Below are 23,547 nucleotides of genomic sequence, written 5' to 3' on the forward strand. Positions count from 1 at the left end.
AGCCATAGCTATTGCTTATGCCAAGATATAACAAAGTTGTATTTGTAACCTAGTGAAATAGGTGATACAATGAACCTAATGAAATCTTTGGAGGTCTGACTATGACTCGTGAATTTAAATTTGAAACTCTGCAATTGCATGCAGGACAAGTTGTAGATGCTACTACCAAATCTCGTGCTGTACCCATTTACCAAACAACATCTTTTGTATTTGAAGATACACAAGAAGGAGCAGAACTTTTTGCACTTCAGAAAGCTGGGAATATCTATACTCGTATTACTAACCCAACAACTTCAGCCTTTGAAGAGCGTATTGCAGCTCTTGAAGGTGGTGTTGGTGCTCTTGCCACAGCATCTGGGATGGCAGCTCTTACTTATACTATTCTTGGACTTGCTCACGCAGGTGACCATGTTGTTGCAGCTTCAACTATCTACGGTGGTACCTTTAATCTTTTGAAGGAAACCCTTCCTCGCTATGGAATCACCACAACTTTTGTTGATATCAATAATCTAGAAGAAATAGAGGTAGCTATTAAAGATAATACCAAACTTGTTTTGATCGAGACTTTGGGTAATCCAGTTATCAACATTCCTGATATCGAAAAAATTGCTGAAATTGCTCATAAACATCAGATTCCTTTGGTTGCAGACAATACCTTTGCAACACCATATCTGATCAATGTCTTTTCTCACGGTGTAGATATCGCAGTCCACTCGGCTACTAAGTTTATCGGTGGTCATGGTACAACAATCGGTGGTGTTATCGTTGATAGTGGGAAGTTTGACTGGACTGCTTCAGGGAAATTCCCTCAATTAGTCGAAGAAGATCCAAGCTACCACAATATCAGCTATACTCGTGATGTTGGTGCTGCAGCTTTTATCGTTGCTGCTCGTGTTCAACTGCTTCGCGATATGGGAGCTGCCCTTTCACCATTTAACTCATTCTTGCTCTTGCAAGGCCTTGAAACACTTTCTCTACGTGTTGAACGCCATGTTCAAAATGCTGAAAAAATCGTTGATTTCCTTGTGAACCATCCAAAGGTTGAAAAAGTTAATTATCCAAAATTAGCTGATAGCCCTTACCATACCTTAGCAGAGAAATATTTACCAAAAGGTGTTGGTTCAATCTTTACCTTCCATGTTAAAGGTGGAGAAGCAGAAGCACGTAAGGTGATTGACAACTTGGAAATCTTTTCAAACCTAGCCAATGTGGCAGATGCAAAATCATTGGTCGTTCATCCAGCAACTACAACTCATGCCCAGTTGTCTGACTCAGATTTAGAAGCAGCAGGGGTAACTAAAAATCAAATTCGTCTATCAATTGGTCTTGAAAATGTTGATGATTTGATTGAAGATTTGCGTCTTGCTCTTGAAAATATTTAAAAATAGATAAAATTTATCTGGTTTAAGATCCTTCTCACGAATAATAAAGTGAGGAGGATTTTTATGTATAGTATTTCATTTCAAGAAGATTCACTCTTGCCAAGAGAACGGCTGGTGACAGAAGGAGTAGAGAGTTTGAGTAATCAGGAATTACTAGCCATTTTATTACGAACAGGGACTCGTCAATCTACTGTTTTTGAAATTGCACAGAAAGTATTGTCTCAATTGAACAGTTTAACTGAGTTAAAAAAAATGACCTTGCAAGAACTGCAGAGTTTATCAGGAATCGGGAGAGTAAAAGCTATTGAACTGCAAGCAATGATTGAGCTTGGAAGTCGTATTCACAAACATGAAACTATTGAGGCAGAGAGCATTCTTAGTAGTCAAAGACTGGCTAAAAAGATGCAACAAGAATTGGGAGATAAAAAACAAGAGCACCTAGTGGCGCTCTATCTGAATACACAAAATCAAATTATTCATCAGCAAACCATTTTTATTGGATCTGCTACTAGAAGTATTGCGGAACCAAGAGAAATTCTCCACTATGCTCTAAAGCATATGGCAACATCCGTGATTCTTGTTCATAATCATCCATCTGGAGCTGTCATGCCTAGTAGAAATGATGACCATGTTACGAAACTTGTTAAAGAAGCCTGCGAATTAATGGGTTTGGTCTTATTGGACCATCTCATTGTTTCACATTCCGATTATTTTAGTTACCGTGAGAAGACGGATCTGATTTAAAAAACCTGTATATGATACAGGTTTTACAATTCATTGACGATATAGTCGAAAAGTTTTTTATCTTTGGGGCGATTTTCAAAAAGAAATTCCGGATGCCATTGAACACCGAGGTAAGGGAAACCATCAGTCGTTATTACAGCTTCAATAATACCGTCTTTAGGATCATGAGCGACAACCTTTAGATTTGGAGCAAGGTCTTTAATACTCTGATGATGGAAAGAGTTGATATGAGAGATTTCTCCATAGATTTCTCGAAGAATAGTATCAGGCTCGGTGACTAAACGTTGAGTTGTATACTCAGCTGAAGTATCTTGCCAATGGTCTTCAATATCTTGATAAAGAGTTCCACCCATAGCCACATTAAAGAGCTGGGTGCCTCGACAAACAGAAAAAATCGGTTTCTTCTGTTTAATGGCTTCTTTTATAAGAGCTAGCTCAAAAATATCTCTCTGAAGGTGGTAGTCATCGCTATCGATCGTTTTAGATTCACCATAGAACTTTGGATCGACATTTTGTCCACCAGTTAAAATGAGTTTATCAATCAAGCCAATGTAGTAACTAGCCATTTCTTGATCACCAATTGGTAGGATAATGGGAATTCCCCCAGCCTCCTTGACTCCTTCAACAAAGCCCTTTGCAGCATAGCTCATCATTAGCTCATCATCAGGATGAGCTTTTTCGTTTCCTGTAATCCCAATAACTGGTTTTTTCATAAATGCTTACGCTTTCTAATCCTCTTTTCTCATGAAATAGAGGAGAGTTTGCAATTCACTAGTTAAATCCACATATTGAGCCACCACATCTTTTGGTAGTTGGAGATGAACGGGTGAAAAGCTTAAAATTCCTTTAATACCTGCATCGACAAGGAGATTAGCTACTTCTTGTGATTTGACACTCGGAACAGTTAAGATTGCAGTTTTCACATCTGCATTTTTTATTTTATCCTTGATTTGGGAGATTCCATAAATTGGAATTCCATCGGGAGTTTTCGTCCCAACTTCAGGATGATCATCCAAATCAAAAGCCATAATAATTTTCATTTTGTTTCGTTCATGGAAACGGTAGTGAAGGAGAGCGTGCCCCATATTACCAATACCCACCAACATAACATTTGTAATAGAATTATCATTTAGAAGATCAGCAAAAAACGTCATTAGTTTTTTGACATCGTAGCCAAATCCACGGCGACCAAGTTCACCAAAGTAGGAAAAATCTCGTCTAACGGTAGCAGAATCAATACCAATGGCCTCGGCAATTTGTTTTGAGTTGGCTCTTTCAATTTTTTCTGCATGAAATCTTTTAAAGATACGATAATAAAGAGAAAGTCTCTTTGCTGTTGCTTTTGGAATAGCAGACTGTTTTTCTTTCACAAAATCACAACCTTTCTAAATACTATTTTATAGAAAGATTGTGAAAAAATCAACAAAAATAAGAAAAAACTAAGAAAAATCTTAGCTTATCTTCGTAAAATCATAGTGAGATAGAAAACGATAGAGATTTCCCAGAAGCCCCTGATAGATTTCTTTTCCATTATAGGTCAGAGAAGTAATGACGGTCGTATCTGGAAGAGTCACACATCCTGAAAGTGACAGCATGAGTGCTTCGTAATCTTCGTATTCTAAAACGCGATCGACTTGATAGGTATCCTTGTAAGTTAATCGAAACATAGGAACCTTCTATCTTTCGCTTTTAGTAAATACATCACGTTCAACAAGACTATCCATCAAGAAGTAAAATTTCTCTTGGTGGATATGAGTTTCTTCTGACTTAAAGATATCGACTAAACGTAGACCAAATTTATCAGTGATGTTGATTTTTGCACCTGTTAAGTCTTTGTTGATGATAATCTTAAGTTGGAAACCTTCCCCACTATTTGGAACTTTTTCAAGAAGACGCGTTAGTTCATAGTTACCAACCTTAGTTTCAAAAAAAGTGTTATCTTTTAGAGTGAACTTTTTGACAGTTGGACTGATTGTGTAATCGTAACGGCAATTTTTGAGACTAATAGTTTTTTCGAATGCCATTGAGTTAACCTCCAATGATTTCTTTTAGAGTTTGTGCGAGGATGATCATTTCTTGCTCTGTATTTTGAGGTGAAATGCTGACGCGAACGGATTCGTGTAAGCGAGGAGAGTCCTCTCCGTAGAAAGCCTGAAGAACATGACTAACCTGAACGACGCCTGCAGTGCAAGCAGAACCAGTTGAAATAGAAATCCCTTCAAGATCCAGACGAAGGAGTAGTAGATCATTTCGTTGACCTGGAAATCCAATATTAAGGACATAAGGTAGCTGGTCTTTTCCTTGATTGAGGTAATAGTTTGTATCAGCCATTTCCTTTAAGAAGGTGTCTTTTAGTTGTTGAACCTTTTCAAAGTTTTGTGCTTGGTTTTCAAGATCATCCTTTAGAGCTGCTATCATTCCTACAATGGCAGGAAGATTTTCTGTTCCTGCTCTTTTTTTCTGCTCTTGATCACCACCATGAAGGTAGGAATCAAAATCTGTAGAAGCAGCATAGAGAAAACCAACTCCTTTTGGACCATAAAATTTGTGTGCAGAAGCACTAAGAAAATCAATTCCCAATTTTTCGGGAAGTATCTCTAATTTACCGACTGCCTGAACTGCATCGACATGATAGACGGCTGGATGATTTTTTAGAACCTCACCAATTTCAGCAATAGGTAACAGTGTACCAGTTTCATTGTTGGCAAACATAGTAGAAACAAGAATGGTATCTTCACGCAGTGCATTTTTGACTTGGTCTGCAGTGATTTCTTGATGTTCAGGCTGTAAAATAGTCACTTCAAAACCGAAATTTTCAACCAAGTATTTGATGGGTTCTAGAACAGCATGGTGCTCAATCGCAGTAGTGATAATGTGCTTTCCACGATTTTGGTGGCGAAGGCAGTAGCCGATGATAGCAGTATTATTGCTTTCAGTACCACCAGTGGTAAAGAATATATGTTGTGGCTTTGTTCCTAGTAAACTTGCTAGTTCTTGACGAGCTTCTCGTAATAGTTTACCTGCTTGGCGCCCATGTCCATGAATACTAGAAGGGTTGCCATAAGTTTCTTGCATGACTTGAGTCATTGCTGAGATTGCTACTGAAGACATCGGAGTCGTTGCAGCATTATCCAAATAAATCAAAAACTCACCTAATTTCTATTTAAATAGTGGACTAACTGGTTTTCTTTCATGAATACGAACCATAGCATCACCAATCAGTTCGCTAGCAGTGATGTATTGCACGTTTTTAGGTTTTCTACTTTCTGTCACAACAGAATCTGTAACCAAGATTTCCTTAATATTTGTTGCATCTAATAACTCTGCAGCACCGTTAACAAATAGACCATGACTTGAAACCGCATAGATTTCAGTTGCGCCGTCACGCTCTAAAATTTTAGCAGCTTCAGAGAAGGTACGGCCAGTGTTCAGAATGTCATCGATCAAGATTGCCTTTTTACCTTCGACATCTCCGATAATGTAACCTTGACTGCGTTCAGAATCATCTTGTGCATAATCAATGATGGCAATTGGAGCATCTAGGTATTCTGCAAGACTACGCGCACGTTTTACACCAGAGTTTTTAGGACTGACAACAACCACATCTGAACCAGTCAAACCTTTATCGCAGTAATGTTTTGCAAAAAGTGGAATGGTATAGAGATTATCTACAGGAATGTCAAAGAATCCTTGAACCTGAACGGCATGGAGGTCAAGAGTCAATACACGACTAACTCCAGCTTTCACCAACATATTTGCAACCAGTTTTGCAGTAAGTGGTTCGCGAGAAGAAGCGATACGATCTTGGCGAGCGTAGCCGAAGTATGGAAGTACAACGTTAATAGTATTAGCACTAGCGCGAACACAAGCATCAACCATAATCAAGAGTTCCATCAAGTGGTTATTTACTGGATAACTAGTTGATTGGATGATATAAACATCATATCCACGAACACTTTCCTCAATATTAACTTGGATTTCACCATCTGAAAATTGGCGTGAAGATACTTTTCCAAGTGGAACACCTGCAGCATCTGCGATTCTTTGAGCAATTTCCTGGTTGGAAGATAGTGCGAAAAGTTTCATGTTTTTTGTATCTGACATCGATAAACCGTCCTCTTTAAACTAAGTGAATCGCTATAGTGAGACACTTTCAGTGATAAATGCTCTCTACAACAGATTCTATTATTTTTCATCCCTTTTATTTTATCAAAAAAAGAAGATTATTTCAGTATTTTTTCATATTTTCTATAAAACGAACCAATTTTGAAGGAGCTTTTTTGTAATGGATTTCATTGGCTTGTAAAAATTCTTGGAAATCAAGACTACCTTGGTTTCCATCTTCCACTTCTAATTCAAGCTCATAGTCAACAATATCAAAGTATTGGCTTTGATCAAGTGCCATGAGTCCGATCGGAGTTTGCTTTTCGTAGCGAACAGTAGTTAGGCAACCTAAAACTACCCAGCCATTGGTTGAAAGTCCACGGCTAGTCAATTCGTCAAGAATCATTCCTTGTGGAAATTTACATTCTTTAAGACAATGGTTTGCTTCCTCAAGGCTGAGACCTTGATTATACTCCATATTTCCGACTTTTTGTGGGATTTTTATGGTCAATTCAGCGCTATTTTCAAAAGTACGAATGCGCATAGCGATTTTATGTTGGCGAAGGTAAAAATCAGGCGTGTCTAGGTAGTAATTTTTTTGTGTAATAGGTGTGACTCCTGAAAAGTGCTCCTGCAATCTTTGATATTCATCCTTGTTTAGAAGTGTTTTCATTTCAATTTCTAAATGTTTCATTTTTTTTACTTTTTCCTTATCTTTGAAAGCGATTGTATGGTATAATAAGCATTGTATTTATTGTATAAGATTTTTCCTAGAAAATCAAAAACTAGATAAATCGAAGTGTATAGAGAATTGGATGAAAAAGATATATGATTACAGAATGGGAAGAATTTTTAGATCCTTACATTCAGGCTGTCGGAGAGCTGAAGATAAAACTCCGAGGTATTCGAAAACAATACCGCAAACAAAATAAACATTCTCCAATTGAGTTTGTAACTGGTCGAGTCAAACCGATCGAAAGTATAAAAGAAAAAATGGCTCGTCGAGGGATTGGATACGATACGTTAGAACAGGACTTGCAAGATATTGCAGGTTTGCGTGTCATGGTTCAATTTGTAGATGACGTGAGCGAGGTTGTTGCCATCCTTCGTAAGAGGCAAGACATGAGAGTGGTACAAGAACGTGACTACATCACTCATCGAAAGGCTTCAGGCTATCGTTCTTACCATTTGATTATTGAGTATACTGTTGACACAATCAAGGGTGCAAGAACGATTCTGGTGGAGATTCAGATTCGTACCTTGGCGATGAATTTCTGGGCTACCATCGAGCATTCTCTTAATTATAAATATCAAGGCGATTTTCCAGAAGAAATTAAGGAACGTTTGGAAATTACAGCAAGGATATCCCATCAATTGGATGAAGAAATGAGTAAAATTCGTGATGATATTCAAGAAGCACAAGCTCTCTTTGATCCATTGCATAGAAAGTTAAATGACGGGGTAGGTAATAGTGACGATACCGATGAAGAATACAGGTAAACGAATTGATCTAATCGCTAATCGCAAACCTCAAAGTCAAAGAGTCTTATATGAATTAAGAGATCGACTAAAAAAGAATAACTTTATATTAAATGATAAACATCCCGATATCGTGATTTCCATAGGTGGGGATGGGATGCTTTTGTCTGCTTTTCACAAGTATGAAGACCAGCTGGATAAGGTTCGCTTCGTTGGTGTTCACACGGGTCATTTAGGTTTCTATACGGATTACCGTGATTTTGAACTGGACCAATTGGTTACTAATTTACAGTTAGATACTGGAGCTCGTGTGTCTTATCCACTTTTAAATGTAAAGGTATTTTTGGAAAATGGAGAAGTGAAAATTTTCCGTGCTTTGAATGAGGCTAGTATTCGGAGAGCTGATAGGACTATGGTTGCCGATATTATCATTAACCAAGTGCCATTTGAACGTTTTAGGGGAGATGGCCTGACGGTATCGACGCCAACTGGCAGTACAGCCTATAATAAATCTCTTGGTGGAGCTGTTTTGCACCCTACTATTGAGGCCCTACAATTGACAGAAATTGCGAGTCTTAACAATCGTGTCTACAGAACCTTAGGTTCTTCTATCATTGTGCCTAAGAAGGATAAGATAGAATTGATACCAACTCGTAATGACTATCATACGATTTCTGTTGACAATAGCATTTATTCTTACCGTAATATTGAAAGAATAGAATACCAGATAGACCATCATAAGATTCATTTTGTAGCAACACCAAGCCATACTAGTTTTTGGAATCGTGTCAAAGATGCCTTTATTGGTGAGGTGGATGAATGAGGTTTGAATTTATTGCTGACGAACACGTCAAGGTAAAGACTTTTCTGAAAAAGCATGAAGTCTCTAAAGGATTGCTGGCCAAAATCAAGTTTCGAGGCGGAGATATTCGCGTAAACGGTCATCCACAAAATGCAACCTATCTCTTAGATATTGGGGATGTGGTTGTCATCGATATTCCTCCTGAGGAAGGTTTCGAGACACTGGAAGCCATTGATTATCTACTGGATATTCTGTTTGAAGATGATCATTTCTTGATTTTAAACAAACCCTTTGGTGTGGCCTCGATTCCTAGTGTCAATCATTCCAATACCATCGCTAACTTTATCAAGGGCCACTATGTGAAACAGAACTATGAAAATCAGCAGGTTCACATTGTAACCAGACTAGATCGCGATACTTCGGGTCTCATGCTTTTTGCTAAACATGGTTATGCTCATGCTAGACTAGACAAGCAGTTGCAAAAGAAAGCCATTGAAAAGCGTTATTTTGCTCTAGTCAAAGGAGATGGTTTTTTGGAACCTCAAGGTGAAATTATTGCACCGATTGCCCGTGACGAAGATTCAATCATTACTAGACGAGTTGCAAAAGGTGGTAAATATGCTCATACCTCCTATCGTATAGTGGAGTCTTATGGCAATATTCATCTAGTTGATATTCGACTGCATACAGGAAGGACACACCAGATTCGTGTCCATTTCTCACATATCGGTTTCCCTTTGCTTGGTGATGACCTCTATGGTGGTAGTCTTGAACATGGCATAGAGCGTCAAGCTCTGCATTGCCATTACTTATCGTTTTATCATCCTTTTCTTGAAGAGCGGTTGGAGATGGAAAGTCCACTGCCGGATGATTTCAACACTCTTATTACTCAGTTATCAAATAATAATTTATCTTAAAAGGAGTAAAAACTCATGGAAGTTTTTGAAAATTTAAAAGCCAACCTAGTTGGTAAAAATGCACGTATTGTCTTGCCTGAAGGTGAAGAACCACGCATTCTTCAAGCAACAAAACGCATCGTAAAAGAAACAGAAGTTATCCCTGTCCTACTTGGAAATCCTGATAAAATTAAAATCTATCTTGAAATCGAAGGAATCATGGATGGTTATGAAGTAATCGATCCTGCACATTACCCTCAATTTGAAGACATGGTAGCATCACTTGTAGAACGTCGTAAAGGAAAAATGACTGAAGAAGAAGCTCGTGAAATCTTGGTTAAAGACGTGAACTATTTTGGTGTTATGTTGGTATACATGGGCTTGGTAGATGGAATGGTTTCAGGAGCTATTCACTCTACTGCTGCAACTGTTCGCCCAGCCCTTCAAATCATTAAAACACGTCCAAATGTTAGTCGTACTTCAGGTGCCTTCCTTATGGTTCGTGGCACTGAGCGTTACCTATTTGGTGACTGTGCCATCAATATCAATCCTGATGCTGAAGCTTTGGCAGAGATTGCGATTAACTCTGCTATCACAGCTAAGATGTTCGGTATCGAACCAAAAATTGCAATGCTAAGCTACTCAACTAAAGGTTCTGGATTTGGTGAAAGCGTAGATAAGGTTGTTGAAGCAACTAAAATTGCTCACGATCTTCGTCCTGATCTTGAAATTGATGGCGAATTGCAATTCGATGCTGCCTTCGTTCCAGAAACAGCCGCTCTTAAAGCACCAGGAAGCAAGGTTGCTGGTCAAGCAAACGTCTTTATCTTCCCAGGTATTGAAGCAGGAAATATCGGTTACAAGATGGCAGAACGTCTCGGTGGATTTGCAGCGGTTGGTCCAGTATTGCAAGGTTTGAACAAGCCAGTTAATGACCTTTCTCGTGGATGTAATTCAGACGACGTCTTCAAGCTTACTCTTATCACAGCAGCCCAAGCTGTACACCAATAAAATATAAGATAGCTCCTTTTCTCTTAAAGGAGCTTTTCGTTGAATTTCAAATCTAAAGATGATAAAATGTATTTACAAATCATCTTTACAAAGAGGTATTAATCATGGCAAGTACTCAACCTGTTAATTTTAGAGCAGATTCGACTTTTTACCAACAAACGAAAGAAATCTTAGCTGATGAAAAGTTAACCATGTCAGATATCTTTAATGCTGCACTTCGTAAAATTGCGACAGGTGCGGTTGATCCCAAAGAGTTCGTATTTAGTGATTTACAAGAGACTCAATATCAGGTTGCTTTTGAAGACTTGAAAAAGGAAATTTTGATGGGACATCAAGAAATTGAGCAAGGTAAACTAACGTCTTTGGCAGATGTAAGAAAGGAATTTGGACTTGACTAATCATAAGCGTTACCATATTTCTCTTACGGATCAAGCTAAAAAAGACTTGAGAGAAATACATGATTATATTGTACTGAATTTTTACAGCCAGCAATCTGCCGATAGTAAACTATACCTTATTCTAACGGCACTAGAAACTTTAGAAACCTTTCCAGAAGCATGCCCTTTGGTGTCGAGCCGAGGTTATGGTGAATTAACAGATGACGGAAAACGTTATCGATATATGCCAATTGAAAATTACTTAGCTTTTTATTATATCGACAAATATGAGGTTTATGTCTCCAGAATTTTAAATTCCAAGCAGAATTGGGCTAAGTTATTCAATAAGTAGAGGTAAAATTTTTTTAATTTTTTTGAATCATTTAGTCCCACTCTTTGTCCCCCAAAGAAAGGAAGTTTTTAAAATTGAAATACAAATTTCTATTATTCGACCTCGATCACACACTACTCGATTTTGATGCTGCTGAGGATGTTGCTTTAGACTTTCTACTCGCTGAAGAAGGAGTTGAGGATATCCAAACTTACAAGGATTATTATGTACCTATGAACAAATCACTTTGGAAGGATTTGGAACAGAAAAAAATTACAAAAAAAGAATTGGTCAATACTCGTTTTGAAAAATTGTTTGCTCATTTTGGTATTGAAAAAGATGGGGCCTACTTAGCAGAGCGCTACCAGTTTTTCCTATCTAAACAAGGGCAGACTTTCCCAGGTGTGGAAGATTTATTAAAAAATTTGATACATCAGGGCTATGAACTCTATGCTGCTACAAATGGAATTACCTCTATTCAGACAGGTCGTTTGGAGCAATCTGGTATTGCACCATTTTTCAAGAAAATCTTCATTTCAGAGCAACTCCATACCCAAAAACCAGATGCAGCATTTTATGAGAAAATTGGAGCTCGAATCCCTAACTTTGATAAAAATCATGCCCTTATGATTGGTGATTCCTTATCAGCTGATATTCAGGGTGGAAATAATGCTGGCATTGATACCATCTGGTACAATCCTCAACATTTAGAAAATACAACACAACTACATCCAACATATGAAGTTCATTCTTACAAAGATTTGCTGGATTGCTTAGATAAACTGTAAAAAGTGGTTTAGGTAGCCACTTTTTGCTATAATAGAGGCAGTATTAACGAAGGAGTCGGCTATGGAACACTCATCTTGGCATGCTTTGATTAAAGAGCAATTACCTGAGGGTTATTTTGGGAAAATCAATCACTTTATGGAGCAAGTCTATGCTCAGGGAACTGTTTATCCGCCAAAGGAAAAGGTTTTTCAGGCTCTTTTAACAACTCCTCTAGAAGAGGTTAAGGTGGTGATTCTGGGGCAGGATCCTTATCATGGGCCTGGGCAGGCGCAGGGATTGAGTTTTTCTGTTCCAGATTCTATTCCAGCCCCTCCTTCTTTGCAAAATATTTTAAAAGAACTTGCGGATGATATTGGGGTAAAACCGTCTCATGACTTGACCTCTTGGGCTGAGCAGGGAGTCTTGCTTCTCAATGCTTGCTTGACTGTCCCGGCTGGCCAGGCTAATGGTCATGCTGGTCAGATTTGGGAGCCATTCACGGATGCAGTGATTAAGGTTGTCAATAATTTAGATAGACCAGTGGTTTTTGTACTCTGGGGTACTTATGCACGTAAGAAGAAGTCCTTGGTTACCAATCCTCAGCACTTGATTATCGAATCATCCCATCCAAGTCCTTTATCGGTTTATCGAGGATTTTGGGGTTCTAAGCCTTTTTCCAAGGCCAATGCATTCTTAAAAGAAACAGGACAAGAGCCAATCGATTGGCTTAGATAAGGAGAGAATATGCCTCAGTTAGCGACAATTTGCTACATTGATAATGGAAAAGAATTGCTCATGCTTCATCGCAATAAAAAGCCTAATGATGTCCATGAAGGAAAATGGATCGGTGTAGGTGGAAAGTTAGAGCGTGGAGAAACCCCACAAGAATGTGCTGCTCGTGAGATTTTAGAAGAAACTGGTCTAAAAGCAAAACCAGTATTAAAAGGAGTTATCACCTTTCCAGAGTTTACACCGGACTTGGACTGGTACACCTACGTCTTTAAGGTAACAGAGTTTGAGGGTGAATTGATTGACTGTAACGAAGGGACCTTAGAATGGGTTCCTTACGATGAAGTTTTAAGCAAACCGACCTGGGAAGGTGACCATACCTTTGTCGAGTGGCTTTTAGAAGATAAACCCTTCTTTTCAGCCAAGTTTGTCTATGATGGTGATAAGTTATTGGATACACAAGTGGATTTCTACGAATAAAGGAGAAAGCAGATGCTACTAATCAAAAACGGCCGTGTGATGGATCCTAAGTCTGGTTTGGATCAAGTGTGTGATGTCTTGGTTGAAGATGGGAAAATTGTCAAAATTGCGTCTGAAATTAAGGAAGAAGGAGCAGAGGTGCTTGATGCTACTGGTCTTGTAGTTGCACCCGGTTTGGTAGATATCCATGTTCATTTCCGTGAACCTGGTCAAACTCATAAAGAAGACATTCATACAGGTGCACTAGCAGCAGCAGCTGGTGGTTTTACGACAGTTGTCATGATGGCTAATACCAATCCAACCATTTCAGATGTTGAGACTTTGCAGGAAGTTCTTCAATCTGCGGCAAAGGAAAAAATTAACGTTAAGTCTGTAGCAACGATTACCAAAAACTTTAATGGCCAAGATTTGACAGATTTTAAGGCGCTTTTAGAAGCTGGTGCTGTTGGTTTTTCTGATGACGGAATTCCTCTTGAAAGTAGTAAAGTTGTTAAGGAAGCCATGGAAAAGGCTAAAAAACTCAACACCTTTATCAGCTTGCACGAAGAAGATCCTGGTTTAAATGGTACGCTTGGTTTTAACGAAAATATCGCTAAAGAACATTTCCATATCTGCGGTGCTACTGGGGTTGCAGAGTACGCTATGATTGCACGTGATGTCATGATTGCCTATGCAACCAAGGCTCATGTTCATATCCAGCATTTGTCTAAGGAAGAAAGTGTCAAAGTTGTGGAGTTTGCTCAAAATATGGGAGCAAACGTAACTGCAGAAGTATCTCCACAGCATTTTTCTAAGACTGAAGCTCTGCTTTTGACTAAAGGAAGTAACGCTAAGATGAATCCACCTCTTCGTTTGGAATCAGACCGTCGCGCCGTCATTGAAGGTTTAAAATCTGGAGTCATTTCTGTCATTGCTACTGACCACGCGCCTCACCATGCTGACGAAAAAAATGTTGAGGATATTACCAAAGCTCCATCAGGTATGACAGGTTTGGAAACTTCTTTGTCACTAGGTTTAACCTATCTGGTTGAAGCTGGCGAGTTGAGTTTAATGCAATTGCTAGAAAAAATGACCTACAATCCAGCCAAACTTTATAATTTTGAAGCAGGTTATCTAACTGAAAATGGTCCAGCTGATATTACGATTTTTGATGATAAAGCTGACCGAATCGTTGACACACATTTTGCTTCTAAAGCAGCTAATTCACCATTCATTGGTGAACAATTAAAAGGGCATGTCAAATATACTATCTGTAAGGGACAAATCGTTTATCAAGCAGATTAGGAGCTTGAGGATGAATTATTTTCGTAAACTTAGAAATCGTAAACGAAATGCTTGCCATGGAGTATATTGTCCAGCCGCTAACCGTGCTAAAATTCAGTATGAAACCAAGGAAAAAGCTGATCATGCCGTAGAGTATGATAATGGTGGCTTAGTTAGAAGCTATTATTGCGCCTCATGTAATTGCTGGCACACGACATCAAAAACTAGTAATCCACCTTTGAGCTTGAGAAAATACGGTTTAAAGCTTTTTGGCTTGGATGAAAAGGAGTAGAAAGAGTAGGTATGCATACAACAGAAACTATTAAAGACAAAATCATCTTATTTTTAAAAATTTTCTTTCCTATTTTAATTTACCAATTCGCTAATTATTCGGCCTCCTTTGTCGATACCACGATGACGGGCCAATATAATACTCTCGATCTAGCGGGTGTTTCAATTGCAACTAGTTTATGGAATCCTTTCTTTACCTTTTTGACTGGAATCGTCTCAGCCTTGGTCCCTATTATTGGTCACCATTTGGGACAAGGAAAAAAGAAAGAAGTTTCTTCGGATTTTTATCAATTTCTTTATTTGGCTTTAGCCTTATCTATCGTACTTTTTGGCTTGGTTTTCTTTTTAGCACCAATTGTATTACAATTCATGGGATTGGAAGTGGCTGTATCCAGCGTTGCCATACGTTATCTGTGGCTCTTAGCCATCGGTATTATTCCTCTCTTGCTTTTTAGTGTTATTCGATCGCTACTTGATACGCTAGGACTGACAAAATTGTCTATGTATCTCATGCTCCTCTTGCTACCCTTAAATAGTGGTTTCAACTATGTATTGATTTATGGAGCTTTTGGTTTTCCTGAGTTAGGAGGTGCAGGAGCAGGTCTGGGAACTTCCTTTGCCTACTGGGCTTTGTTGCTGATTTCGGTTTTGGTCTTGTTAAAGCATAAAAAGCTCAAGGAATATCAACTCCAAAGACCTATGCCCCTACAAATCAAAAAAATCAAGGAAGCTATTTATCTTGGTCTACCAATTGGTGGGACGGTATTTGCTGAAGTAGCCATTTTTTCAGTTGTTGGTTTGATTATGGCGAGATTCTCATCTCTTATTATTGCCAGTCATCAGTCAGCTATGAATTTTTCAAATCTGATGTATGCTTTTCCTATGAGTATTTCAACTGCTATGGCTATTGTGATTTCTTATGAGGTAGGAGCTAAACGGTTAGATGATGCTAAACAGTATATCCATATTGGTCGTTTAACAGCTATGGTGTTTGCAGTTTTAACACTTAGTTTTCTCTATATCTATCGTGAAAATGTAGCCAGATTATATGGTCAAGATCCAGAATTTATCCAACTGACAGCTTCTTTTATGACCTATAGCTTGTTCTTCCAGTTAGCTGATACCTTTGCGGCACCTTTGCAAGGGATTTTAAGAGGTTACAAGGATACGATTGTTCCTTTTTGCCTTGGTCTTCTTGGATACTGGGGTGTTGGGATTCCGCTTGGGTTATATCTTGATTATTCGACTAGTTTAGGTGCGTACTCCTATTGGATTGCTCTCATCATTAGTTTAATGGTAAGTGGAATTCTTTATCAGTGGCGTTTACAAGTTATTATGAAAAGATTCAAATAATTTGTTGAAAAATAATGAAAAAATAACTTGTGAAATTTGTATTTTATATAAAGAAAAGTCTTGGTTTTACTGACTTTTCTTTTTGTATATTGTGAAAAATTGCAGGCATATTTTTTGACACAAATTAACATATACAGTAAAATAGAACTATAAGAAATTAAACTTAGAAAGGCAAGATTATGTCAACTTTAGATAAAAATCTTTTGCTTGAGATGTTCCGTAAGATGGAAGAAATTCGTCGTATGGACTTAAAAATTGCTCAATTAGTAAAAAAAGGTAAAGTGCCCGGTATGACGCACTTTTCTGTTGGTGAGGAAGCTGCCAACGTTGGGGCTATGTTAGCTCTAAACGAAGATGACCTCATAACCTCAAACCACCGTGGTCACGGACAAGCCATTGCTAAGGGTATCGACCTCAATGGGATGATGGCTGAAATCCTTGGTAAGTATACAGGGACTTGTAAAGGTAAAGGTGGATCAATGCACATCGCAGACCTTGATGCAGGTAACCTTGGTGCCAACGGTATTGTTGGTGGTGGTATGGGAATCGCAGTAGGTGCAGCCCTTACTCAACAAATGAAAAACACTGGTAAAATCGTTGTCTGCTTCTTTGGTGATGGTGCGACTAACGAAGGTGTATTCCATGAAGCTGTTAATATGGCTTCAATTTGGAATCTTCCAGTAATTTTCTACTGTATCAATAACGGTTATGGAATCTCTGCCGATATTAAGAAAATGACAAATGTCAAGCATATCCATGAGCGTAGTGCTGCTTACGGTATTCCTGGAATGTTTATCGAAGACGGTAACAATGTTATCGATGTCTACGAAGGATTTAAGAAAGCAGTTGACCATGTTCGTTCTGGTAAAGGCCCTGTCTTAATCGAAAGTGTAACCTATCGTTGGCTTGGTCACTCATCATCAGACCCTGGTAAATATCGTACACGTGAAGAAGTCGATATGTGGAAGGAAAAAGATCCAATCGAAAACCTTCGCAAATACCTTGTTGAAAATAAGATTGCTAGTGCAGAAGAACTTGAAGAAATTCAGGCTCAAGTCAAGGAAGCAGTGGAAGCATCTGTTAAGTTTGCAGAAGAAAGCCCATTCCCTCCACTAGAATCAGCATTCGAAGATATTTACGCAGACTAAGGAGAAGTAGAGAAATATGGAAACAAAATTAATGTCTTTCCGCGATACCATTATCCTTGCTATGTCTGAGGAAATGCGTCGTGATGAAAATGTACTCTTGATGGGTGAAGATGTCGGTGTCTTTGGTGGAGACTTTGGTACATCTGTAGGTATGCTTGAAGAATTTGGACCAGAACGTGTACGTGACTGTCCAATTTCAGAAGCTGCAATTTCTGGTGCTGCTGCTGGTGCTGCTATGACTGGACTTCGTCCAATCGTTGATATGACTTTCATGGACTTTTCAGTTATTGCCATGGATAATATCGTCAACCAAGCAGCTAAAACTCGTTACATGTTTGGCGGTAAAGGTCAAGTGCCTATGACAATCCGCTGTGCAGCAGGTAATGGTGTAGGTTCTGCAGCTCAACACTCACAATCATTGGAAACATGGTTTACGCATATCCCAGGATTGAAAGTAGTAGCTCCAGGTACACCAGCTGATATGAAGGGACTTCTCAAGTCTTCTATTCGTGATAACAACCCTGTTATCATTCTTGAATACAAGTCAGAATTTAACCAAAAAGGCGAAGTGCCTGTTGATCCTGACTACACCATTCCACTTGGTGTCGGAGAAATCAAACGCGAAGGAACTGATGTAACAGTAGTAACATATGGTAAAATGCTTCGTCGTGTTATGCAAGCAGCTGAAGAATTGGCTGAGGAAGGCATTTCAGTAGAAGTAGTAGACCCACGTACTTTGGTTCCACTTGATAAAGACATCATCATTAACTCAGTTAAGAAAACAGGAAAAGTAGTTCTTGTCAATGATGCTCACAAGACAAGTGGTTTTATCGGTGAAATCTCAGCTATTATCTCAGAATCAGAAGCATTTGATTATTTGGATGCACCAATCCGCCGTTGCGCAGGTGAAGATGTACCAATGCCTTATGCACAAAATCTTGAAAATGCAATGATTCCAACAGTTGAAAGCATCAAAGATGCAATCCGTAAAACTCATAACAAACAATAATACATAATATAAATTATGTAAACGAAACTTATTTGAGATAATTTTTGTATCCAAGTAAGTTGAAAAGTTGCGACAGGAGAGAGTCGGGTCGATATTAACCGACGAACGACTTAGTAAGTCTACTAGGTTGACCGCCTTATAGCGGCAACCGTAGTAACTTGAGATACGATTCGTATCCAAGTTACTTGTAGAGTTGAACTCGGGCTTAAGTCTGTTTGAAAAAGATAAACTTTCCTAGAAACTAAAGTTTCTTCGTCAAGTTTACTATTTTCACTGTGACTTTTGACGCCCTTAGTATCTTATAATAGAATAGGAGAGGTCATGGCTGATGATAAGCTAAGAGCGACTCCTGCAGCTAGAAAATTAGCGGATGATTTAGGAATTAATCTCTACGATATTTCTGGCTCAGGCGCAAACGGTCGTGTCCACAAAGAAGACGTGGAAACATATAAAGACACTAATGTGGTTCGCATTTCGCCACTCGCAAAACGAATTGCCCTTGAACATAACATTGCATGGCAGGAAATCCAAGGAACTGGTCATCGTGGCAAAATTATGAAGAAGGATGTTTTAGCTTTCCTTCCTGAAAATATCGAAAACGATACGATTAAATCACCTGCTCAAATTGAGAAAGTAGAAGAAGTTCCAGATAACGTGACACCTTATGGAGAAATCGAACGCATTCCGATGACACCAATGCGTAAGGTTATTGCTCAACGTATGGTTGAATCATACTTGACTGCCCCAACCTTTACGCTTAACTACGATGTTGATATGTCTGAATTGCTTGCCCTTCGTAAGAAAGTCCTTGATCCAATCATGGAAGCAACTGGTAAGAAAATTACCGTTACAGACTTGCTTTCACTTGCAGTTGTTAAGACTCTTATGAAACACCCATACATCAATGCGTCATTAACTGAAGATGGTAAGACTATTATCACTCACAACTATGTCAACCTTGCGATGGCTGTAGGAATGGATAATGGTTTGATGACGCCAGTTGTTTATAATGCTGAAAAAATGAGCTTGTCTGAGTTGGTAGTTGCCTTCAAAGATGTTATCGGACGTACTTTGGATGGTAAACTAGCTCCTAGCGAATTGCAAAACTCAACCTTCACCATCAGTAACTTGGGAATGTTTGGCGTTCAATCATTCGGTCCAATCATTAACCAACCGAACTCAGCAATCCTTGGGGTTAGCTCAACAATTGAGAAACCAGTTGTTGTTAATGGAGAAATCGTGATTCGTCCAATTATGAGTCTTGGTTTAACAATTGACCACCGTGTCGTAGATGGTATGGCTGGTGCTAAGTTTATGAAAGACTTGAAAGCTTTAATTGAAAACCCAATCTCAATGTTGGTTTAGAGAATTTATTTTTAGAAATATAGATAAAGGAAGTAAGATATGGCCTTAGAAGTAATTATGCCAAAAGCCGGCGTGGATATGACAGAAGGACAAATCGTCCAATGGAATAAAAAAGTCGGAGAATTTGTAAAAGAAGGAGAAATCCTTTTGGAAATCATGACTGACAAAGTCAGCATGGAATTGGAAGCAGAAGAAGACGGTTACTTGATCGCTATCCTGAAAGGGGACGGCGAGACTGTTCCTGTTACTGAAGTTATCGGTTATCTTGGTGAAGAAGGGGAAAATATCCCAACAGCTGGAGCAGTTGCACCAGAAGCTAGCCCAGCACCTGCAGCAAGTGCTTCGAACGATGATGGTAAGAGCGATGATGCTTATGATATCGTTGTTATTGGTGGTGGACCTGCTGGTTATGTTTCTGCCATTAAAGCAGCTCAATTAGGTGGTAAGGTTGCTCTTGTTGAGAAATCTGAACTTGGTGGAACTTGCTTAAACCGTGGATGTATCCCAACTAAGACTTACCTTCACAACGCCGAAATTATCGAAAATATCGGTCATGCAGCAAATCGTGGTATCGTAATTGAAAATCCTAACTTCACTGTTGATATGGACAAACTTTTAGAAACTAAATCTAAAGTTGTTAATACTCTTGTTGGTGGTGTGGCAGGACTTCTTCGTAGCTATGGAGTTGATGTTCATAAAGGTATCGGTACTATTACTAAAGATAAGAATGTCTTGGTAAATGGTTCTGAATTGCTTGAAACTAAGAGGATTATTCTTGCTGGTGGTTCAAAAGTAAGCAAAATCAACGTTCCTGGCATGGAATCATCTCTTGTGATGACTAGTGACGATATCCTTGAAATGAATGAAGTACCAGAAAGCCTCGTTATCATTGGTGGTGGAGTTGTCGGTATCGAACTCGGACAAGCCTTCATGACATTTGGTTCAAAAGTTACTGTTATCGAAATGATGGATCGCATTGTTCCAGCAATGGATGCGGAAGTCTCTAAGAACCTTCGCTTGATTCTTGAACGCAAAGGTATGACTATCTTGACAGGTACTAAACTGCAAGAAATCATTGAAGAAGATGGCAAACTTCGTATCAAGGTTGAAGGAAAAGATGATATCATCGCAAATAAAGCTCTTCTTTCAATCGGTCGTGTTCCAGATCTTGAAGGAATCGGAGAAGTTGAGTTTGAGTTAGACCGTGGTCGTATCAAGGTTAACGAATACATGGAAACTTCTGTTCCAGGTATCTATGCACCAGGTGATATCAACGGTACTAAGATGTTGGCCCACGCTGCCTTCCGTATGGGTGAAGTAGCGGCTGAAAATGCCCTTAAAGGAAACCACGCTGTTGCCAAATTGAACTTGACTCCTGCAGCTATCTATACACTTCCAGAAGTAGCAGCAGTTGGTTTGACAGAAGAACAAGCTCGTGAGAAATATGATGTCCAAATCGGTAAATTCAACTTTGCCGCAAACGGACGTGCAATTGCATCAGATGCTGCTCAAGGATTTGTAAAAGTCATTGCAGACAAGAAATATGGTGAAATCCTTGGTGTTCATATCATTGGTCCTGCTGCTGCAGAGTTGATCAATGAAGCGTCAAGTATCATCGAAATGGAAATCACTGTTGAAGAAATGCTTAAGACAATCCACGGACACCCAACATACTCTGAAGTTATGTACGAAGCATTTGCTGATGTTCTTGGAATGGCTATCCATTCACCTAAGAAAAAATAAAAATAGATAGACTAGACTGGAATTATTTTCCAGTCTCTATCATATTAGAAGGTATCTTATGAAATACATTATTAATCATTCAAACGACACTGCCTTTAATATTGCTTTAGAGGAGTACGCTTTTAAGCATCTTCTTGATGAAGATCAAATCTTCCTTCTTTGGATCAACAAACCATCTATCATTGTAGGTCGTCACCAAAATACCATCGAGGAAATTAACCGTGACTATGTACGCGAAAACGGAATTGAAGTAGTGCGTCGTATCAGTGGTGGTGGAGCTGTTTACCATGATTTGAACAACCTTAACTATACCATCATTTCAAAAGAAGATGAAAATAAGGCCTTTGACTTCAAGAGTTTCTCTACTCCGGTTATCAATACCTTGGCTGAACTTGGTGTTAAAGCTGAATTTACAGGCCGTAACGACTTGGAAATAGACGGTAAGAAATTCTGTGGAAATGCACAAGCCTATATCAATGGCCGTATCATGCACCATGGTTGTCTTCTCTTTGACGTGGATTTGTCAGTCCTAGCTAACGCACTTAAAGTATCTAAAGATAAGTTCGAGTCTAAGGGAGTTAAATCAGTCCGTGCTCGAGTAACTAATATTATCGATGAGTTGCCAGAAAAGATCACTGTTGAAGAATTCCGTGATTTACTCTTGGAATACATGAAAAAAGAATACCCTGAGATGACTGAGTATGTATTCTCAGATGAAGAATTAGCTGAAATCAATCGCATCAAAGAAACTAAGTTTGGAACTTGGGACTGGAACTATGGGAAATCACCAGAGTATAACGTCCGTCGTGGGACTAAATTCCCAAGCGGTAAAGTTGAAATTTTTGCTAATGTTATCGAGTCAAAAATTAAAGACATTAAGATTTATGGTGACTTCTTCGGTATCGAAGATGTAGCAGCAGTAGAAGATGTCCTTCGTGGTGTTAAATACGAACGCGAAGATGTTCTTAAAGCCCTTCAAACCATTAACTTAGGCCGTTACTTCTCAGGGATTACTGCTGAAGAAATTGCTGAAGCAGTGGTGGAATAAGTAAAAAAGAAGTTGGTTTTATATCCAGCTTCTTTTTTGCAAGAATTATGTACATAATTTATATTATGTATCTTATAAACTATCCAAGGCATTTTTCTGCTCATCATTAACGATATGTGTATACAAGTCGGTAACTTGTGTGCTTGCATGTCCCAGCTGGTGGCTGACCAAAACCTGTGACTTGGTCGCATCATAGAGACGAGTTGCTAGTGTGTGACGCAGTTTATGGGGAGTTACCCGAACTTTGAAGTCTTCCGAATACTTAGCTACCATCTTTTCAACACTAGAAGCATCAATCCGATTTGGAACACCTCGATACAAGGTCAGAAAGAGAGCTGTATCAGTCCTTTCTGTCTTATAACGTTTGTCTCGAATAGCAAGATATTGCTCAAGATAAGGCTTAGCAAAGGCAGCGACATTAACCGAGTCTCGTTTTCCACCTTTTCGAGTAACATCAATCACCATCATTTTGAGGTTGAGATCTCGAAGGTCAAGGTTAACGGCTTCAGAGAGACGGACGCCAGAGGCGAGAAGAAGGGCTATAATCGCTAAATCTCGCTCTTTATTCTTATTAAAGGAGGATAAGGCACGATTTGAGAGAGTTTTAGGGTATTCCTCATCTATATATTTTAAAAACCCCTCTGTTTCATCACCTAAAAAGAGTTTTTGCTTGATATTCTCAGCCCGTGCAGCCAAGGTTTCTTTCTTTTTCTTGGTAGCAACCTTCTTCATGATATTACGATAGAAATAAGGTTCCCCTTGCTCGTTTTCAACTTCCTCAGTTAAATACTTATAAAGACTAGAAAGAGCTGATAAAGTACGGTTAATGGTTGTTTGGGAGACACCATTTTTAGTTGTATTAGCATTAAGCAAAGGACGTTCACGTAAGTAAAGAATAAAAGATTCCATGTCTTTCTTGGTCATGTTCTCCAGAACATCCAAAGGAATATTTGCCATAGTATCAGCATCCGATATACCAGATTCCAAAACCCAGGTGAAAAATCGATCGTATTCCTTTAAGTATTCGTACAATGTCGTAAAACTGTAGGGAACGGCCAATTTTGATTGGTAGTATTCCAGAACGTACCAGGGCATAACTTGTTTGAGTTTATCAATCCGTTCTAATAAGATCTCGCGTTTCATGTTTTTCTCCAAATATTCTATACTAGTAGTATAGCATAGCTAGTTATATTTTTCAAGAAAATTATAGTTTTTCGGAAAGAT

The 23,547-nt window shown here is 38.8% G+C and carries 27 protein-coding genes; 19 read left to right on the forward strand and 8 right to left on the reverse strand.

Features of this window, described 5'->3' with window-relative positions; genetic code table 11:
- The first annotated feature begins 101 nt into the window (after window positions 1-101).
- Together QM469_RS02580 and radC are read left to right on the forward strand one after the other, a co-directional pair.
- Window positions 102-1,382 (forward strand): O-acetylhomoserine aminocarboxypropyltransferase/cysteine synthase family protein, encoded by a 1,281-nt coding sequence (locus tag QM469_RS02580; RefSeq protein WP_414276029.1) that lies wholly within the window; start codon window positions 102-104, stop codon window positions 1,380-1,382.
- A gap of 63 nt (window positions 1,383-1,445) precedes the next feature.
- On the forward strand, window positions 1,446-2,126 hold the full coding sequence (gene radC / locus QM469_RS02585; protein ID WP_000286951.1) for a RadC family protein: 681 nt from the start codon (window positions 1,446-1,448) through the stop codon (window positions 2,124-2,126).
- A gap of 23 nt (window positions 2,127-2,149) precedes the next feature.
- Here the strand turns inward: radC and QM469_RS02590 are convergent, their stop codons facing one another.
- From QM469_RS02590 to QM469_RS02620, 7 genes are all read right to left on the reverse strand, one after another.
- Window positions 2,150-2,839 carry a gamma-glutamyl-gamma-aminobutyrate hydrolase family protein gene (locus tag QM469_RS02590; RefSeq protein WP_414276030.1) on the reverse strand — a complete coding sequence of 230 codons (690 nt, stop codon included), beginning with the start codon at window positions 2,837-2,839 and terminating at the stop codon, window positions 2,150-2,152.
- A 15-nt stretch (window positions 2,840-2,854) separates the two neighbouring features.
- Window positions 2,855-3,496 carry a redox-sensing transcriptional repressor Rex gene (locus QM469_RS02595; protein ID WP_311522274.1) on the reverse strand — a complete coding sequence of 214 codons (642 nt, stop codon included), beginning with the start codon at window positions 3,494-3,496 and terminating at the stop codon, window positions 2,855-2,857.
- A gap of 81 nt (window positions 3,497-3,577) precedes the next feature.
- A complete protein-coding gene (locus tag QM469_RS02600; RefSeq protein ID WP_070460469.1) occupies window positions 3,578-3,793 on the reverse strand; it encodes a DUF4649 family protein in 216 nt (71 codons plus the stop codon).
- Between the two features lie 9 nt (window positions 3,794-3,802).
- Window positions 3,803-4,150: a DUF1831 domain-containing protein gene (locus QM469_RS02605; RefSeq protein ID WP_414276031.1), complete on the reverse strand. Its 348-nt coding sequence runs from the start codon at window positions 4,148-4,150 to the stop codon at window positions 3,803-3,805.
- A gap of 4 nt (window positions 4,151-4,154) precedes the next feature.
- Complete coding sequence (locus tag QM469_RS02610; RefSeq protein ID WP_414276032.1) at window positions 4,155-5,270, reverse strand: cysteine desulfurase family protein; 1,116 nt, start codon at window positions 5,268-5,270, stop codon at window positions 4,155-4,157.
- Window positions 5,271-5,285: 15 nt separating this feature from the next.
- Window positions 5,286-6,230: a ribose-phosphate diphosphokinase gene (locus QM469_RS02615; protein WP_049503350.1), complete on the reverse strand. Its 945-nt coding sequence runs from the start codon at window positions 6,228-6,230 to the stop codon at window positions 5,286-5,288.
- Between the two features lie 124 nt (window positions 6,231-6,354).
- The gene (locus QM469_RS02620) at window positions 6,355-6,924 is read right to left on the reverse strand and encodes a CYTH domain-containing protein (RefSeq protein WP_414276033.1); all 570 of its coding nucleotides are present in this window, start codon (window positions 6,922-6,924) and stop codon (window positions 6,355-6,357) included.
- 134 nt (window positions 6,925-7,058) lie between these two features.
- Between QM469_RS02620 and QM469_RS02625 the strand changes: the two genes are divergently transcribed.
- The 17 genes from QM469_RS02625 to QM469_RS02705 all read left to right on the forward strand — a co-directional run bounded on the left by QM469_RS02625 (window position 7,059) and on the right by QM469_RS02705 (window position 22,323).
- The gene (locus QM469_RS02625) at window positions 7,059-7,730 is read left to right on the forward strand and encodes a GTP pyrophosphokinase family protein (protein WP_075230515.1); all 672 of its coding nucleotides are present in this window, start codon (window positions 7,059-7,061) and stop codon (window positions 7,728-7,730) included.
- Complete coding sequence (locus tag QM469_RS02630; protein ID WP_049529685.1) at window positions 7,714-8,532, forward strand: NAD kinase; 819 nt, start codon at window positions 7,714-7,716, stop codon at window positions 8,530-8,532. The genes QM469_RS02625 and QM469_RS02630 overlap by 17 nt, the downstream gene beginning before the upstream one ends.
- A complete protein-coding gene (locus QM469_RS02635; RefSeq protein ID WP_414276034.1) occupies window positions 8,529-9,428 on the forward strand; it encodes an RluA family pseudouridine synthase in 900 nt (299 codons plus the stop codon). The genes QM469_RS02630 and QM469_RS02635 overlap by 4 nt, the downstream gene beginning before the upstream one ends.
- 15 nt (window positions 9,429-9,443) lie before the next feature.
- Window positions 9,444-10,418 (forward strand): phosphate acetyltransferase, encoded by a 975-nt coding sequence (gene pta, locus QM469_RS02640; protein ID WP_049509200.1) that lies wholly within the window; start codon window positions 9,444-9,446, stop codon window positions 10,416-10,418.
- Between the two features lie 104 nt (window positions 10,419-10,522).
- Window positions 10,523-10,816: an antitoxin gene (locus tag QM469_RS02645; protein WP_414276035.1), complete on the forward strand. Its 294-nt coding sequence runs from the start codon at window positions 10,523-10,525 to the stop codon at window positions 10,814-10,816.
- Window positions 10,809-11,147 (forward strand): type II toxin-antitoxin system RelE/ParE family toxin, encoded by a 339-nt coding sequence (locus QM469_RS02650; RefSeq protein WP_414276036.1) that lies wholly within the window; start codon window positions 10,809-10,811, stop codon window positions 11,145-11,147. Before QM469_RS02645 ends, QM469_RS02650 begins: the two co-directional genes overlap by 8 nt.
- 74 nt (window positions 11,148-11,221) lie before the next feature.
- A complete protein-coding gene (locus QM469_RS02655) occupies window positions 11,222-11,914 on the forward strand; it encodes a YjjG family noncanonical pyrimidine nucleotidase (RefSeq protein ID WP_414276037.1) in 693 nt (230 codons plus the stop codon).
- 61 nt (window positions 11,915-11,975) lie between these two features.
- On the forward strand, window positions 11,976-12,629 hold the full coding sequence (locus tag QM469_RS02660) for a uracil-DNA glycosylase (RefSeq protein WP_414276038.1): 654 nt from the start codon (window positions 11,976-11,978) through the stop codon (window positions 12,627-12,629).
- A gap of 9 nt (window positions 12,630-12,638) precedes the next feature.
- Window positions 12,639-13,103: an NUDIX hydrolase gene (locus QM469_RS02665; RefSeq protein ID WP_001135775.1), complete on the forward strand. Its 465-nt coding sequence runs from the start codon at window positions 12,639-12,641 to the stop codon at window positions 13,101-13,103.
- 12 nt (window positions 13,104-13,115) lie between these two features.
- Entirely contained in the window at window positions 13,116-14,387 is a 1,272-nt protein-coding gene (locus tag QM469_RS02670; RefSeq protein ID WP_414276039.1) for a dihydroorotase, read from the forward strand.
- A gap of 10 nt (window positions 14,388-14,397) precedes the next feature.
- Window positions 14,398-14,658, forward strand: coding sequence for a hypothetical protein (locus QM469_RS02675; RefSeq protein WP_414276040.1), 261 nt, complete (start codon window positions 14,398-14,400; stop codon window positions 14,656-14,658).
- An 11-nt stretch (window positions 14,659-14,669) separates the two neighbouring features.
- Window positions 14,670-16,010: an MATE family efflux transporter gene (locus tag QM469_RS02680; protein ID WP_414276041.1), complete on the forward strand. Its 1,341-nt coding sequence runs from the start codon at window positions 14,670-14,672 to the stop codon at window positions 16,008-16,010.
- A gap of 179 nt (window positions 16,011-16,189) precedes the next feature.
- Window positions 16,190-17,158: a thiamine pyrophosphate-dependent dehydrogenase E1 component subunit alpha gene (locus tag QM469_RS02685; protein ID WP_070460439.1), complete on the forward strand. Its 969-nt coding sequence runs from the start codon at window positions 16,190-16,192 to the stop codon at window positions 17,156-17,158.
- Between the two features lie 16 nt (window positions 17,159-17,174).
- The gene (locus QM469_RS02690) at window positions 17,175-18,167 is read left to right on the forward strand and encodes an alpha-ketoacid dehydrogenase subunit beta (protein ID WP_311522291.1); all 993 of its coding nucleotides are present in this window, start codon (window positions 17,175-17,177) and stop codon (window positions 18,165-18,167) included.
- A gap of 321 nt (window positions 18,168-18,488) precedes the next feature.
- A complete protein-coding gene (locus QM469_RS02695; RefSeq protein ID WP_414276042.1) occupies window positions 18,489-19,532 on the forward strand; it encodes a dihydrolipoamide acetyltransferase in 1,044 nt (347 codons plus the stop codon).
- Between the two features lie 39 nt (window positions 19,533-19,571).
- Window positions 19,572-21,275, forward strand: coding sequence for a dihydrolipoyl dehydrogenase (lpdA, locus tag QM469_RS02700; RefSeq protein ID WP_414276043.1), 1,704 nt, complete (start codon window positions 19,572-19,574; stop codon window positions 21,273-21,275).
- A gap of 58 nt (window positions 21,276-21,333) precedes the next feature.
- The gene (locus QM469_RS02705; RefSeq protein ID WP_414276044.1) at window positions 21,334-22,323 is read left to right on the forward strand and encodes a lipoate--protein ligase; all 990 of its coding nucleotides are present in this window, start codon (window positions 21,334-21,336) and stop codon (window positions 22,321-22,323) included.
- Window positions 22,324-22,395: 72 nt separating this feature from the next.
- On the opposite strand, the gene xerS is transcribed toward QM469_RS02705, so the two are convergent.
- Entirely contained in the window at window positions 22,396-23,466 is a 1,071-nt protein-coding gene (gene xerS, locus QM469_RS02710; protein ID WP_414276045.1) for a tyrosine recombinase XerS, read from the reverse strand.
- Between the last annotated feature and the right edge of the window lie 81 nt (window positions 23,467-23,547).

The organism is Streptococcus infantis (assembly GCF_047464215.1).
Lineage (GTDB): Bacteria > Bacillota > Bacilli > Lactobacillales > Streptococcaceae > Streptococcus > Streptococcus infantis_P.